This window comes from Arcanobacterium urinimassiliense (genome assembly GCF_900119495.1).
Taxonomy (GTDB): Bacteria; Actinomycetota; Actinomycetes; order Actinomycetales; family Actinomycetaceae; genus Arcanobacterium_A; species Arcanobacterium_A urinimassiliense.
Map to the genome: position 1 here is coordinate 980,109 of NZ_LT632435.1, position 13,747 is coordinate 993,855.

At 47.5% G+C, this 13,747-nt stretch carries 14 protein-coding genes; 1 reads left to right on the plus strand and 13 read right to left on the minus strand.

Going from position 1 to position 13,747, the window contains the following annotated elements; all coding sequences use genetic code 11:
- Position 1: 1 nt before the first annotated feature.
- Positions 2-1,117: a DUF3866 family protein gene (locus BQ7117_RS04435; RefSeq protein ID WP_073996382.1), complete on the plus strand. Its 1,116-nt coding sequence runs from the start codon at positions 2-4 to the stop codon at positions 1,115-1,117.
- 50 nt (positions 1,118-1,167) lie between these two features.
- Here the strand turns inward: BQ7117_RS04435 and hisG are convergent, their stop codons facing one another.
- From hisG to mihF, 13 genes are all read right to left on the minus strand, one after another.
- Positions 1,168-2,013 carry an ATP phosphoribosyltransferase gene (hisG, locus tag BQ7117_RS04440; protein WP_073996383.1) on the minus strand — a complete coding sequence of 282 codons (846 nt, stop codon included), beginning with the start codon at positions 2,011-2,013 and terminating at the stop codon, positions 1,168-1,170.
- A 15-nt stretch (positions 2,014-2,028) separates the two neighbouring features.
- Entirely contained in the window at positions 2,029-2,292 is a 264-nt protein-coding gene (locus BQ7117_RS04445; RefSeq protein WP_073996384.1) for a phosphoribosyl-ATP diphosphatase, read from the minus strand.
- Positions 2,293-2,345: 53 nt separating this feature from the next.
- Entirely contained in the window at positions 2,346-3,008 is a 663-nt protein-coding gene (gene rpe, locus BQ7117_RS04450) for a ribulose-phosphate 3-epimerase (RefSeq protein WP_073996385.1), read from the minus strand.
- 57 nt (positions 3,009-3,065) lie between these two features.
- Complete coding sequence (locus BQ7117_RS04455; protein WP_073996386.1) at positions 3,066-4,490, minus strand: transcription antitermination factor NusB; 1,425 nt, start codon at positions 4,488-4,490, stop codon at positions 3,066-3,068.
- Between the two features lie 38 nt (positions 4,491-4,528).
- Positions 4,529-5,449 carry a methionyl-tRNA formyltransferase gene (gene fmt, locus BQ7117_RS04460; RefSeq protein WP_073996387.1) on the minus strand — a complete coding sequence of 307 codons (921 nt, stop codon included), beginning with the start codon at positions 5,447-5,449 and terminating at the stop codon, positions 4,529-4,531.
- A 131-nt stretch (positions 5,450-5,580) separates the two neighbouring features.
- The gene (locus BQ7117_RS04465; RefSeq protein ID WP_073996388.1) at positions 5,581-7,689 is read right to left on the minus strand and encodes a primosomal protein N' family DNA-binding protein; all 2,109 of its coding nucleotides are present in this window, start codon (positions 7,687-7,689) and stop codon (positions 5,581-5,583) included.
- A 90-nt stretch (positions 7,690-7,779) separates the two neighbouring features.
- A complete protein-coding gene (gene metK, locus BQ7117_RS04470; protein WP_073996389.1) occupies positions 7,780-8,979 on the minus strand; it encodes a methionine adenosyltransferase in 1,200 nt (399 codons plus the stop codon).
- A 34-nt stretch (positions 8,980-9,013) separates the two neighbouring features.
- Positions 9,014-10,309, minus strand: a complete 1,296-nt coding sequence (coaBC, locus tag BQ7117_RS04475) for a bifunctional phosphopantothenoylcysteine decarboxylase/phosphopantothenate--cysteine ligase CoaBC (RefSeq protein WP_084789895.1) — start codon at positions 10,307-10,309, stop codon at positions 9,014-9,016.
- Positions 10,309-10,575, minus strand: coding sequence for a DNA-directed RNA polymerase subunit omega (rpoZ, locus tag BQ7117_RS04480; protein ID WP_073996390.1), 267 nt, complete (start codon positions 10,573-10,575; stop codon positions 10,309-10,311). Before rpoZ ends, coaBC begins: the two co-directional genes overlap by 1 nt.
- Before the next feature lie 40 nt (positions 10,576-10,615).
- Positions 10,616-11,200 (minus strand): guanylate kinase, encoded by a 585-nt coding sequence (gmk, locus tag BQ7117_RS04485; RefSeq protein ID WP_073996391.1) that lies wholly within the window; start codon positions 11,198-11,200, stop codon positions 10,616-10,618.
- A gap of 129 nt (positions 11,201-11,329) precedes the next feature.
- Positions 11,330-12,310, minus strand: a complete 981-nt coding sequence (locus tag BQ7117_RS04490; RefSeq protein ID WP_073996392.1) for a DUF5692 family protein — start codon at positions 12,308-12,310, stop codon at positions 11,330-11,332.
- Positions 12,311-12,347: 37 nt separating this feature from the next.
- Positions 12,348-12,956: a TetR/AcrR family transcriptional regulator gene (locus BQ7117_RS04495; RefSeq protein WP_237563054.1), complete on the minus strand. Its 609-nt coding sequence runs from the start codon at positions 12,954-12,956 to the stop codon at positions 12,348-12,350.
- Positions 12,957-13,193: 237 nt separating this feature from the next.
- Positions 13,194-13,505 carry an integration host factor, actinobacterial type gene (gene mihF / locus BQ7117_RS04500; RefSeq protein ID WP_073996393.1) on the minus strand — a complete coding sequence of 104 codons (312 nt, stop codon included), beginning with the start codon at positions 13,503-13,505 and terminating at the stop codon, positions 13,194-13,196.
- Between the last annotated feature and the right edge of the window lie 242 nt (positions 13,506-13,747).

Below are 13,747 nucleotides of genomic sequence, written 5' to 3' on the forward strand. Positions count from 1 at the left end.
TATGATTTTTTGGCGACGCGGGAAAATTGTAGACGTTCTCGGTACTTGGGGAAAAACTGGTGAATACCAAGTTCTTTTAGAAGATGGGAATACGGCGCGTGCTCTAGCCTATTTTCCTTTGGTTGGTCAACCGCAGCTACAAGAAGAAGTATTGCTTTCGAGCGCGGCGGTAGTGCGCGGCTTGGGCACTGGCGGCTATTTATTTATCATCGCTATCCCCGCGCGTCTTCCAGCCGATACGCCCACTACTCCGGGGCATATTGTAAAAGCTCGCTATACGCCGCTGCAGTACATGGTACAGGGAGTAGATGAACAGGAATCCCCTTATTATGAAGAGCTGAAAGACGCCGATTCTATTATGGGAATGCCGGTAATTGCGGCTGATTTACATTCCGCCTTGCCGGCGATAGTGCTGGGTATAAAAGAAAAACAACCCGCGGCACGAATTGCCTATATTATGAGCGACGGAGGTGCCTTACCAGTCTGGTTTTCACAAATTCTCTGGCAGTTGCAAAATACGGGAGATATTATCGGCACTATTTCCTGCGGGCAAGCATTTGGTGGTGATTTAGAAGCCGTAAATATCTATAGTGCTTTGCTGGCAGCTCGCTTAGTGTGGAAAGCAGATTTTACTATCGTCACACAAGGCCCTGGAAATTTAGGAACCGGTACTCGCTGGGGATTTTCCGGAACCCAGATTGGAGAAGCTTTAAATGCGGCCGGAATTTTAGCGGGAATTCCTATTAGCGTATTGCGAATGTCGAGTGGAGATAAAAGAGAACGGCATCGCGGGATATCGCATCACAGTATGCAGGTCTTGCAGCGGATAGTTACCACTCCTTGCCGGGTACCGGTACCCGCATGGGCAGATTTAATTGCGGGAAATTCTGAGTTTAGGCTCCCAGCAGATATCGAAAAAAAGTTAGAAAAGCAGATTCGCGAACTAGAAAAATATCCGCAGCTGCAAGTAGCAGCAGTTTCTACAGCTGGATTGGGAGAATTACTCAGCTCTTCCCCCTATCCACTGCGCACAATGGGGCGAGATTTTACCGCTGATCCACTCAGCTTTTTAGCTGCGGCCGCGGCCGGCCGCTATGCGGCTGAGTTATATCGGTAGCTATAGATTTCGGAAAATTTTCGGAAAATTTTTGGGCAACCCTCGCAAAATTAAATTCGCGAAGTGAGAATCGGGGTGACGATAATTCCGCGCGCTCCTGCCGCGTGCAGCTTATCCATTATCGGATTTATTTCGCGGCGGCGTACCATGGACCGCACTGCGGACCAGCCTGCCTCGTGTAGAGGCGAAATAGTAGGCGATTGGAATCCCGGCGTAAGTTTTATTGCAGCATCTAATACGTCATTCGGGCAATCATAATCTACAAGTACGTATTCTCTTGCCACTATTACTCCCGCCAGGCGGGCATCTAAAATTTCCAAAGCCGGACTATCGCAGGCGGCCGGATTAGAAATTAAAATAGCTTCCGATTCTAAGAGAGGTTCGCCGAATACTTCGAGCCCGGCAGCGCGTAGCGTGGAGCCAGTTTCCACTACATCTGCGATAGCGTCGGCTATTCCTAAATGCACTGAAGATTCTACGGCGCCATCTAAATGCACTATTTGGGCGTCTATATTTCGTTTTTCCAAATAATTCTTTAGGAGGCGATCATAGGAAGTGGCGATGCGTTTTCCTGATAAATCCGCCAAGGAAGTAATTTGGGCCCGCGGAGCCGCAAAACGAAAAGTCGAGCGAGCAAATCCAAGCGCTCGATGCTCCAGAGCGGAAGCGCCAGAATCTAGTAAAAGATCGCGCCCCGTAATACCTACGTCTACCGTGCCTTCTCCTACGTATATTGCTACATCTCGGGGGCGAATAAAAAAGAACTCCGCTTCATTAGCTTCGTCGAGTAATACGAGTTCCCGCCCTTCGCGGCGTTGCCGATAGCCAGCTTCTTGGAGCAGAGCAGTAGCCGGAGCGGAGAGAGACCCTTTATTGGGAATTGCAATCCGTATCATAGGTGGTAGTACTCCTTATAGGTATTTATAGATATCGTCTAAAGTAAGCCCGCGCGCTAAGGCCATAACTTGGGCATGGTAGAGAAGTTGCGATATTTCTTCTGCTAACTCGGCATCACTTTCGTATTCGGCAGCAATCCACACTTCCCCAGCTTCTTCTACTAGCTTTTTCCCAATTTGGTGCACGCCTGCTTCTAATTCCGCTACGGTACCTGAGCCGGCTGGGCGTTCTTTTGCTTTTTTCTGCAATTCGGCAAAGAGACTCTCAAAATTTTTCACAACTATCCCCTACTTAGAAAAAGTTAAATATATATCCACGAAGCACAATTGCTTTAATGACAATGCCCCTGAGCTAATTCGCGCAGCGCCGCCACTTCGGCATAAGCATCAGCAGATTTATATACCGCCGATCCAGCTACGAAAGTATCTGCTCCGGCATCAGCGGCAATCTCGATAGTTTTACGGGAGATTCCGCCGTCTACCTGTATCCAAATATCCAGACCAGATTTTTCAACGGCAGCGCGGGCTCTCTGTACTTTGGGCATCATCGTATCGATAAAAGATTGCCCACCAAAACCAGGCTCGACCGTCATAATAAGTAACATATCGAATTCGTTGAGAATATCTAGATAAGGTTCGATAGGGGTAGCTGGTTTGAGAGCGATACCGGCTCGCGCCCCCATTTTCCGTAATTCCCGCGCTAAGCGAAGCGGAGCTTGTGCTGCTTCGGCGTGGAAAGTGACGGAAGACCCGCCGGCCTCTACGTACTGCGGAGCCCAAATATCGGGATTTTCAATCATCAAATGGCAATCTATGGGCACTGGTGATACGCGCGCAATCGCTTCCACCACCGGGACGCCGATAGTCAAATTTGGCACAAAATGCCCATCCATTACATCTACATGGGCCCAATCGGCATTGGATATTTTGCCTAATTCACCCTGTAAATCAGAAAAATCACAGTTTAATATCGAAGGACTTATTCTAATGCTCACTCTTTCACTCTACCCTATAAACTGCGCGGATATGGCAAATCCTATTAGTTTTCTAATTTAGTTTTTCTGCAGGATAGCCAGGAACATAGCATCAGTATCATGTAAATCTGGCCAAAGCTGGAGAAGATTATCGGTACCCGAGAGAGGTTGTAAGGCGTTTTGTGTGGCAATTGCCGGTGCATCTAAAAGCACAGCTTGCGGATGGCGAGTACAGAAATCTTTTATAATAGCGCGCGTTTCCGGTAAATGTGGAGAGCAGGTGGAGTAGGCGATTATTCCTCCGGGGCGCACAGCCTGCCACCCGGATTCCAGCAATTTTATTTGTAGCTTCGCTAAGTCGAGAGCATCTCCCGCTTTTTTCCGCCAGCGCGATTCGGGGCGGCGGCGTAAAGCCCCTATACCCGTGCAAGGTGCATCGATAAGAATACGGTCATAAGATTCGGGCTCTTCTTCTCCGATTTCGCGCCCATCTCCGCAGCGGAGGGCTACTCGTTCCGCCCACGGCGCTACTGCTTGTTCCACTAATTCAAGTCGATGCGGATGTAGCTCATTAGCGAAGATATTTGCTCCTCTGCTTGCTGCGATAGGAGCTAGCGTAGCAGTTTTTCCTCCTGGCCCGGCGCACATATCTAGCCAGCGACTATCATTTCCTTCTATAGGAGCTGCCGCAAAAGCTGCCACTACCAATTGGGAACCTTCGTCTTGCACTCCAGCTAATTTATCCTGCACCGCAAAAATTCTTCCCGGATCCCCACCTTCTAGAGTAAGAGCAGTGGGCACTAAAGAAGGCGGTGCAGATTCCATTTTTCCGCGGGAAATATCAGCAGCTAATTCAGCTGGGGAAATGCCGCGCGCCGCTAAAGTTACCTTTGCCGGTTTATTATTGGCTTTTAATACTGCTAAAAGCTCTTGCGGATTTCGCCCCGCGGCTTGTAAAGAAGTAGCGAAAGCGCGCACAATCCATTCCGGATGGGAAAACCATACCGAAATAAATTTCAAAGATCCGCTTCCCCCTAGTTCCGCTTGTAATAAATTGCGCCACTCGTTCAAAGAGCGCTCGGATATACGGCGTAATACAGCATTTACGAATCCAGAAGCGCCGGTACCTACTTCATTGCGGGCAAGCATTACTGTTTCGTAGATAGCTGCGTGCGGCGGAGTCTCGAGAGCTAAAAGTTGATAAGCTCCCATGCGCAGTAGCACTAAAACTGGTAAATCAATTTCCGAAATCTGCCGGCCAGCGCAGCATTTCGCTATTATGGCATCCCACCTGGATTGCAAGCGCAGTACTCCGTAGCAAAGATTAGTGGCGAAGGCAGCGTCGCGGCGTTTCACATAGGCTTTATTTAGGGTGGCGGGCAGTTGCAGATTTGCGTAACCATCATTTTCGATTACGTCTACCAGCACCTGAAATACAATACGCCGTACTTTTTCTGATTTTGCTCGCCCCGGGCGCCAGTTGGGTGCTTTACCTTCACTCATCTAAATCCTCATCCTTACTCTACTCTGCTGGCCGTTCATCACTGGAAATATGGATTTTCTTGGCGCAGTCCTCGCCACCAAGCATCTGCCGGCATTTCTTTTTTCCCGCTTGGAGTGAGGAGTCGTAAGCGTAACGGGGTGCTCGCACTTCCCACATAAATGCATTTTCCTATTGCTTGCAATTGACCAGGCAAAAGTGAAATTGACGAATTTTCTTCTACCACTTCAACTTTGCCGATTTTTAAGCGTCCACCATCTAAAGTAGTCCAAGCTCCGGGGCGGGGATTAAAAGCATTGATACGGGCGCGAATAGCTGATGCCGGTTGTTGCCAATCTATACGCGCATCCGCAGTGGTGAATTGCGGTGCGTAGCTAATTTCTCCTGCTTGCTCGCGTAAATCGATACCGGTGGGTAGCGCAGAGAATAATTCCGTTAAATGGCGGGCTCCCCTATTAGCCAGCTGCTCTAACAAAGTACCAGCATTTATATCTGGATCTAAAGGCAGCGCTTCTTGCAGAGCAATTTTTCCAGTATCTAGGCCGGCAGCAATTTGGAAAATACTGATGCCCGTCATTTTATCTTGTGCCGCAATTGCTGCTTGCACCGGAGCGGCTCCGCGCCAGCGCGGTAAGAGAGAAAAATGGAGATTAAACCATCCGTAATTAAATACTTTGAGAAGTTCAGGCGGAATAATCAACCCGTATGCCACTACCGCTGCCGCTTCTGCTCCATAGGAAGCAATTTCGCTTTGAATAGCTTCGTCCTTTAGAGAGGTGGGAGTCAGCACCGGAATTCCGTGCTCAAGAGCAAAAGAATGTATCGGAGATTTTTCTAATCGCCGTTTTCGCCCTACTGGAGCCGGAGGGCGAGTAAGTACCGCGGCCACTTCGTGCTTCTCTAATAGTGCAGAAAGTGCCGGAATTGCTGGAGCGGGGGTACCCGCAAAAATTATTCGCACCCTTTTATTCTAAACAGGAAAGAAGACGAGGTCTAAATGGAAAACTTCGGATAAGATATTTATTTTTTCAGATAGCTATTTACGGCCTTTCAGTTATTTTCTGCAAGCTGCTATGGTTTTCTGAACTTCGCTTAAAGTATTGGGTTGATATTTACGCGCACCCCGGGCGCAATTTTCTTAATGGATGCTTTACAGAAAGCGGAATATAAATCTTGTTGGATTGTAGGCCTGGCGTTGGTATCGAAGCGCATATACAAAATAGTATCTTCGCCTTCGCTATGGGGGCCGAGCAGCGTAATTCCTGGTATTACAGAGCTCAGCCCGCCCTGTAAAAGTACGTCGAGTGTTGCATCTTTTTCTTCGGTTGGAGATGGCATCGGCAAATAATTCCGCAAGGCAGTGAGTAATTCTTTTATTTCTGCGCCCACGCCCCGTAGTTCATACCACCGGCAAGTAGGAGGAAGCTGAAGTTGAGAGCGCTCTGCTAATTGAGTAGCTTCCCAGTGCGAAAAATCGCCATTTTGTAATACTTGTAATAAGTGTGGAGGCACATCTCCGACGATGAGTAATTTTCCTCCAGCTGCCCGAGCGGGAAGGGCCGGTAAAATTTGGGTAACTGCGCGCAAAAAATAGGATTCTGATTCTAAACGCCCCGAACGCAGTAAATATCCGGCATCGAGGAGTACTCCTGCCGCAAAACTTTGGGGCAAAGTAGAAAAATTGCGTGGCGTACTCACTACAATGCGTGGATCATTATTCGCTAATTCAATATCCTCGCCAGCGCGGGCAATATTTATGATAACTCCGGGGAATGCCCGCCCGATTTCCTGCGCTGTGCGATGCGACCCAATACGTACTGCACGTAATTTATTTCCCCCGCATTTTTGGCAGTGAAAATTCCGATAACTACTAGCACAACGGGAGCAGGATGGAGGGCAATGTGGAGCAGAAATCTGCAAATATCCACCACAGTGGGGGCAGAGTGCTAATTCTCGGCATTTTTCACACGCAGTGAGTGGAATATATCCGGTTTGCGGTACTACTACTAATACCGGGCCGGATTTTAGTGCCGCCCGCATTACTTGAAATACCGAATCAGGGAAACGCGCCCAAGGTGCTCCCTCGTAGAGAAAGCTATTTGCCGCAAGTATTTGCGGCATTTCCGCAGTTTTATTCTTTTTCGTGCAGCTCCAGCCGGCAGTATTGGCTTTTTTCCACGCACTGCGGAGAGCTGGCCCATAATTAAAAGAGAGCAAAGGTACAGATTCAATTTTTTGCCGATAATATAAAATCTCACAAGTGTGAATCTGGGGGCGGCGCTTTTCTATATAGGCGCTATGGTTTTCATCCAGGATAGAAATAAACCCCAAGTTCGAGAGCGGAGCCCAAGCAGCACTACGGGTACCGATCACTACCCTTGCTTCTCCACTCAAAATACGTAAAAAATTTCGATAGCGGCGCGGTGGATCATCTTGTGCAGTAATTTGCGCCACCGGCAGTGTGGGTAGTTTTTTCTGTAAGTACCTGGCTAGCTCTGCCACTTGCTGAGCCGTGGGAAGTATGAGAAGTGCGGATTTTCCCGCTGCGGCTGCCATCTGTATAGGGGCAAGAATCATCTGTGCAAAGCTATCGTGTGCCTCGAGATAGATAAGAGAAGTAGCGGGAGTTTTATCAGCCTGTTTGGTTTGTAGATTTTTAAGCACTTCTCCCCCGCACTGATAATTTTCCCAAATTGGTAAATCAGTAGCATAAGAGGCGGTGAAATCTGTAGCCGATACCGCAGACAAATAATCTTTTTCGACAGCGGCTTGCCGCGGTGGAATAGCTAGGCGCAAGCAATCAGAGAGAGGGCAAATTGCTGCCTTTGCTACCATTTGGGCAAGTTCATAAATGTTTTTTTGTAATACCGGAATGGGCGAGATTACTTTGCGCAATGGGCGTAGTTTTCTACCAGCTTGAGTTTGCGAGGTGCGCTCAATAATATAGCCACGCACTTCTTGCCCGCCGAATTGCACTGCCACGCGCGCCCCTATCGGCACATCGGCAAATTTAGCGGGCACTTCGTAATCGAAAGCCTGATTCATATGCAAAAGAGGCAGGCTGAGCACTACTTTTGCTACCGGATTTGGCACTTCAGAATGAAAAGTTTGGAATTGCGGAGTCAGAGAAAGTAATTCTTCTTGCGCCGAAAAATTGGGCAAGGCAAAGAGATCAGTTTGCTCTGCTTCGTATCTATCCATATCTTTATTGAACCACGAAGCTCCGAAAAATTTTTAGTCCTAAGGGAGATATTCGCAGTTAAAGATAGTTACTTTCGGAGCTCCTAATGCTTAGAGCTGGGTAACTGCCTCTTTTAGCGCTGCAGCTCTATCGGTTTGTTCCCAAGTAAATTCGGGTAATTCCCGCCCAAAATGCCCATAGGCAGAAGTTTTGGCATAGATAGGCCGCAGAAGTTGTAAATCCTCGATAATCGCAGCTGGGCGTAAATCAAATACCTTTTCTACCGCACTTTTAATGTTTTCTACCGGAACTTTTTCGGTGCCGAAAGTTTCTATACGTAAAGAAACGGGATGAGCTTTCCCAATTGCATAAGAAATCTGGATTTCACAGCGTTCAGCTAGTTCGGCAGCTACGATATTTTTTGCAATCCACCGTGCTGCATAAGCGGCAGATCTATCCACTTTCGAGGGATCTTTCCCGGAGAAAGCTCCACCGCCGTGGCGAGCCATGCCGCCATAGGTATCGACGATTAGCTTGCGCCCGGTCAAACCGCTATCACCCAGCGGGCCTCCCACTACGAAGCGGCCGGAAGGATTAATTAGAATCTGGGTGTCGGCAAGAGAAAATTGTGGTACTTCTGCCCGGAAAACCGGCACGATTACCTGTTCTTTTATGACCTTCTGTAGATAAGATAGCTCTACTTCTGGATCATGCTGGGTAGAAATAACGATTGAAGCAATCCCTACTGGCTTTTCATTCTCGTCGTAATTTACTGTTACCTGCGTTTTTCCATCTGGTCGCAAGCCTCCAACTATCCCGCTTTTTCGCACAAAAGCGAGCTTTTCGGCTAGGCGATGAGAAAGATGAATAGGTAGAGGCATTAATTCTTTAGTTTCATTGCACGCATAGCCAAAAATTAAACCTTGATCGCCGGCACCTTGCTGATCGTATTTATCAGCTGCATCCGCACTGCGTTCTTCGAGCGAATTATCTACTCCCTCGGCAATATCGGGCGACTGCGCTCCGATAGATACTGCTACTCCACAAGAATCGGCATCGAAACCAATTTGGGAAGAGGTATAGCCAATAGAACGCAGTGTATTGCGCACAATTTGGGGAATTTCTACATAAGCACTCGTAGTTACTTCCCCTATCACATGTACCGTTCCAGTGGTGACGATGGTTTCTAAGGCGACGCGGGCGTTTTTATCGACTTCCAGCATGGCGTCGAGAATAGCATCCGATATTCGATCACAGACTTTATCCGGGTGACCTTCCGTAACCGATTCAGAAGTAAAAGGTTGTATCATTTTTGCTTTCTCTTATCTCTTGCTCTTAATTCAATTATGCCGATAATTTTTGGGAAAGAAAATATATTAACTCGTGGGCTATATGAGATTTAGCTCCCTGATATGATGCGACTTCTTTGCCGTCTTTGGTGAAGAGTGTAATACCGCTTTCCACTTCCCCAAATCCGATATTCTCCCCCACTAGATTGACGGCAAGAAAATCTGCGCCTTTTTTCTTAGCTTTTTCCGCGCCGTATTGCAGATATGGAGTATCTTTATCACCCGTCTCCGCAGCGAAACCTAGCACTATTTGATCAGCGGACCGATTCTCCACTAATTTTTGCAAAATATCTGGATTAGGCAGCATCTCTAAAATTATTTTTTCGTTATCCCGCTTTATTTTTTCATTTTGTGGCTGGGCAACTCGATAATCAGCCACCGCTGCGGCCATGATTACGATATCAGCTTGCGCAGATTCTTGGGGCATAATTTTCGCCATCTCGGCCGCAGAAAGCGCGGATATTACTTTTACTTCGCGCGGAATATCTGCCTCTACTCTCCGGTCCATATGAGCAGCTACTAAGGTAACAGTGGCACCAGCTGCCTGCGCTGCCAGAGCTATCTCTACCGCCATTCTTCCCGAGGAACGATTAGAAATATAGCGAACTGGATCTATAGCTTCTACCGTGCCGCCGCCGCTTATACATACCTTTTTCCCTGCTAAGGGAAGATTTTGCGGTATGCTCGTCGCTCGGTTTTGGTTACGCAAAATTTCTCTTAAATCCTGGCAAATAGCGGCCGGATCAGCCATGCGCCCAATGCCCTTATCCCCACCAGCTAATTCTCCGGTAGCGGGGCCGCTAAAGTGGAATCCACGCTGGCGCAAAGTTTGAAAATTAGCTGCGGTTGCCGAATTATTCCACATCTCGCTGTGCATGGCGGGAGCGAGCAATACTGGGCAGGTGGCGGAAAGTACCGTAGCAGTGAGCGGATTATCGCTTATACCAGCGGCTATTTTAGCCATAGTGTTGGCAGTGAGCGGAGCTATTACTAGTGCTGCCGCCCGTTTTCCGATAGCAATGTGTTGTGCAGATCCAGCCGTCGTAGAAAAGTCTTTATATACCGGATTTCCGCTTATTGCTTCCCAGCTTTTTTCTCCAATAAAGGAGAGCGCTGCGGGAGTGGGAATTACGATCACTTCGGCACCCTGTTTTTTGAGTAACCTAATGAGTTCTAAGCTTTTATAAGCAGCAATACCACCAGTTACCCCCAGCGCAATAAGAAATTCCGGCGCAGGGCAATTTGCCGCGACGCCGGATTCCAAAGTAGAGAAATCTGCTGGAAAAGCCATTAAATTTCGAAATTCATTTCCAGTTTATCGTCTGCTATTTCTTCAAAAGCTAAAGAAAGAGGCTTATCTTCCGGAGTGGAAGGTACGAGCGGCCCCACATTAGTGATATTGCCGTCTCCCGATTTCATTTCCTGCCGGTAGGCATTAATTTGCCGAGCCCGCGCAGCTCCAAAAACTGCCAAAGTATATTTAGAATCTACTTTGCTGAGCAGTTCATCAATCGGGGGCTTAATAATGCCTTCCGGATTAGGGCTAGTTCCAAACATTCATACCTCACAAGTAATTATTAATTCTGCACGGGCATTTTCAGCTATGCACTGCCTTATTATACTCGCAGTTATTTATGATATGCAGAATCTTGCTGGTGGCATTAGCCACTGCGTCATTTATTACCACGTAGTCGAATTCATCTTGCGCAGCTAGTTCAGTTTTGGCAGTAGCAAGCCGAATTTTTTGCTCTGCCGCATCTTCCGTGCCGCGCCCCCGCAGTCTTTTTTTGAGTTCTTCCCAAGAAGGCGGAGCGAGAAAAATTTGCACCGCTTGCGGTAGGGATTTTCGCACCTGGCGCGCTCCCCCTAAATCAATTTCCAAAATTACATCTTGCCCGCTAGCGAGAGCCTGGGTGACGGGTGGGCGGGGCGTGCCATAGTAATGCCCGTGTACTTTAGCCCATTCCAACATTTCGCCATTGGTGACTAGCTCTAAAAAGTGCTTTTCATCCACGAAATAGTAGTCTTTGCCGTCTACTTCTCCGGGCCGCGGATGGCGGGTAGTGGCTGATATAGATAGCCACACTTTATCGATTTTCTTCAGTAATTCTTTTAATACTGTATCTTTGCCAACAGCGGTCGGCCCGCAAAGCACAAATGCTCGCCCTGTCTGCTCACCCATGACTCTATTTTTTGTATAACAGAAAAGGAAGTCAAATTTATTCTAAAAATTACCTATAAAAAGACTTTTTAAGAGACCGGGCGGTCAAAACTAAGTCTTGACCGCCCGGCATAATCATTACATATTTACTTAGGCATCTTCGCGCCGCGCCATTGCCTTATCGAAATCGCGCGTACCTACGAATACTTCCTGCTTGTACGGATTTACGCCCAGCTTCTTGGCGCGGTAAATCACGTAACCAATCGCTAATACATTAGCCAGCAAGGCCACTATAGAAACGGTTAGGTTTACATTCGGGTTGTTCACCGAATCGGTAGAGAATACGGAGTAATCCTGGAACATGGGGAATACTTGCGCAAACATGCACCAGAGTGCCAGCGTATTGGCGCGGTTCTGGATCCAGCCGCCCTTATTCCAAAATGCATTGGCTACTGTCGGTGCGAGAAGTAATGCCACACCACAGTACCAAGCGTGCGTTGGCAGGCAGTTATAGGTGTAGCAGAAGTTCCACAAATCATAAGCTACAATGAATACCCAAGTCATATCGGGCCAGAGCATATCCTTCTTCCCTTTCGAAGAATAGATTCCCCACCAACCAGTCATGACGAAGATGTTAATCAATCCAGCCGTGCCGTTGAATACATTGTGCCAACCGCCGTAGAGAGTTACTCCTTCGGTGGATACCCAAGTGGTATTCCAGGCGCGGACGGCAGATTCGAAATCGGAAACTACTGCAATCAGAATATTGATAGCTACGATTACGAAGGGGAAGGCTTTGAACCAATCTACATTTCCGAGCTTCCCCCACTTGTACTTCAGCACCATGAAGCCGATGCATCCAGCAGTAGCCGCATAGAGCTTTGCATAGTGGAACCAAGAACCCATGTGGATATAGGTTGGATTGTTGAGCGCCCATTCTGCCCCCATAGCTCCCCCGATATTAATAGCGAGGAAGTAGACGGTAAGAATTGCCGGAATTACCAGGAAGCAGGTAATTCCTCCGAATCGACTGCGGCGAGCGAATTCATTAGCGGCGATTAATCCGCAGAATACGAGTACCCAGCCGAGCCACTGATAGGCGGCGGTATCTCCATATACATTGAACAGCATTGTTCAGCCTTTCTTTATTTAACTATTAATTTTTTACTTAAAGAACTTTGTCACGGAGGTGAGGTGGAATATGAGGTTCGATATGCAGAGTTTGGGCTGCTATCTGCTTAATGACGGAATTAGATAGTTCGGGCCGCCGCCGAATCAAGGCAATTAATCCGGTCAGCAGCATATAGAAAGTTTCTTCTACATATTCAATATCTACTTCGTGCTTACGTGCGTAATCACGCACCGTAGTTTGGGAAATATATTTTGCTACCCGAGCGGCGGTGCGGTCAGAAAATTTTAAGTATAGTTCGGCATTTGCACTAGCCGTTAAGCTGCTTGTAAAAGGACCATCTTCATTGACGATACGCCGCATTAATTTGGTGGCTTCGTCTAGCGCTCCATTAATATCGCCGGGTTGGCGTTTCTTATTCCAATCTTGCAGTTCGGATAAGAACGCGTCGATTGTATGATCGAGTACTGCTTCTACTGCAGCATCTTTAGAAGGAAAATAATGGTAGAAAAGAGAACGGCTCACTCCGCAGCGCGAAGTTATAGAGGAAATAGTGGTCTCGGTGACGCCGCAGGAAATAATTTCCCCGCGGGTGGCTTCTAGTAGCATCCGGCGAGTATCCTTGGATGCCGATACTTTTTTCTCCACAGTTTTCCCTCCTTAGAATGAAAATAAAACGTAATTGACAATGCGTCAACGATTGTGGGGAAAATCTTTCGACACTTTAGGAAGGAATGTCAGGAAGCATTGCTAGTTAGGACAAAAGTCCTGAGAAGAATTCTAAATATTACTTACTGGTAAAGACATAAGAATAACCTGGGCTCAGACGACACAGTCTGAGCCCAGGTAACGGTTTAAAGCAAAATGTAGGAAGCTACGGAAAAATTATCCGAACATTTCTACGAGCGCTTTGGCCTGATTCGGCCCTAAACCAGCTACGCGGCGCGATTCGGAGATACCGACTTTAGCCATAATTGCTTCCGCTTTTGCTTGGCCGATTCCTGGCACCGACATTAACAGCGCCGAAACCTTCAATTTGCCAGCCACATCATCTTTCTTTCCGCGTGCGAGCACGTCGGAAACCTTAATATCGCCAGCTTTTAGTTGCTTCTTTAGTTCTGCACGCTCACGGCGTACTAAAGCTGCTTTCTCTAATGCAGCCTGCCGCTGTTCGGCGGTAAGAGTAGGCAGAGCCATGTAGCTTCCTCCTAAGTAGTTCCAATAGGTTCAACTTGGATATTACCCCTATAATGCGGAAAAATTCACTATTTTCCGAAAATTCTGCCATTTTGTTACGAAAATGCGTATTTCAGCAGTTAATAATGCCTAAAATGCGCAAATTTGTAAGATTTTTTAGTCCAGAAACGGCGGAAATGAAAAATTTACAGCGCAAAATAACTACATCTGCATCGCAAAATAACTAGGTATTTTCTGAAAAA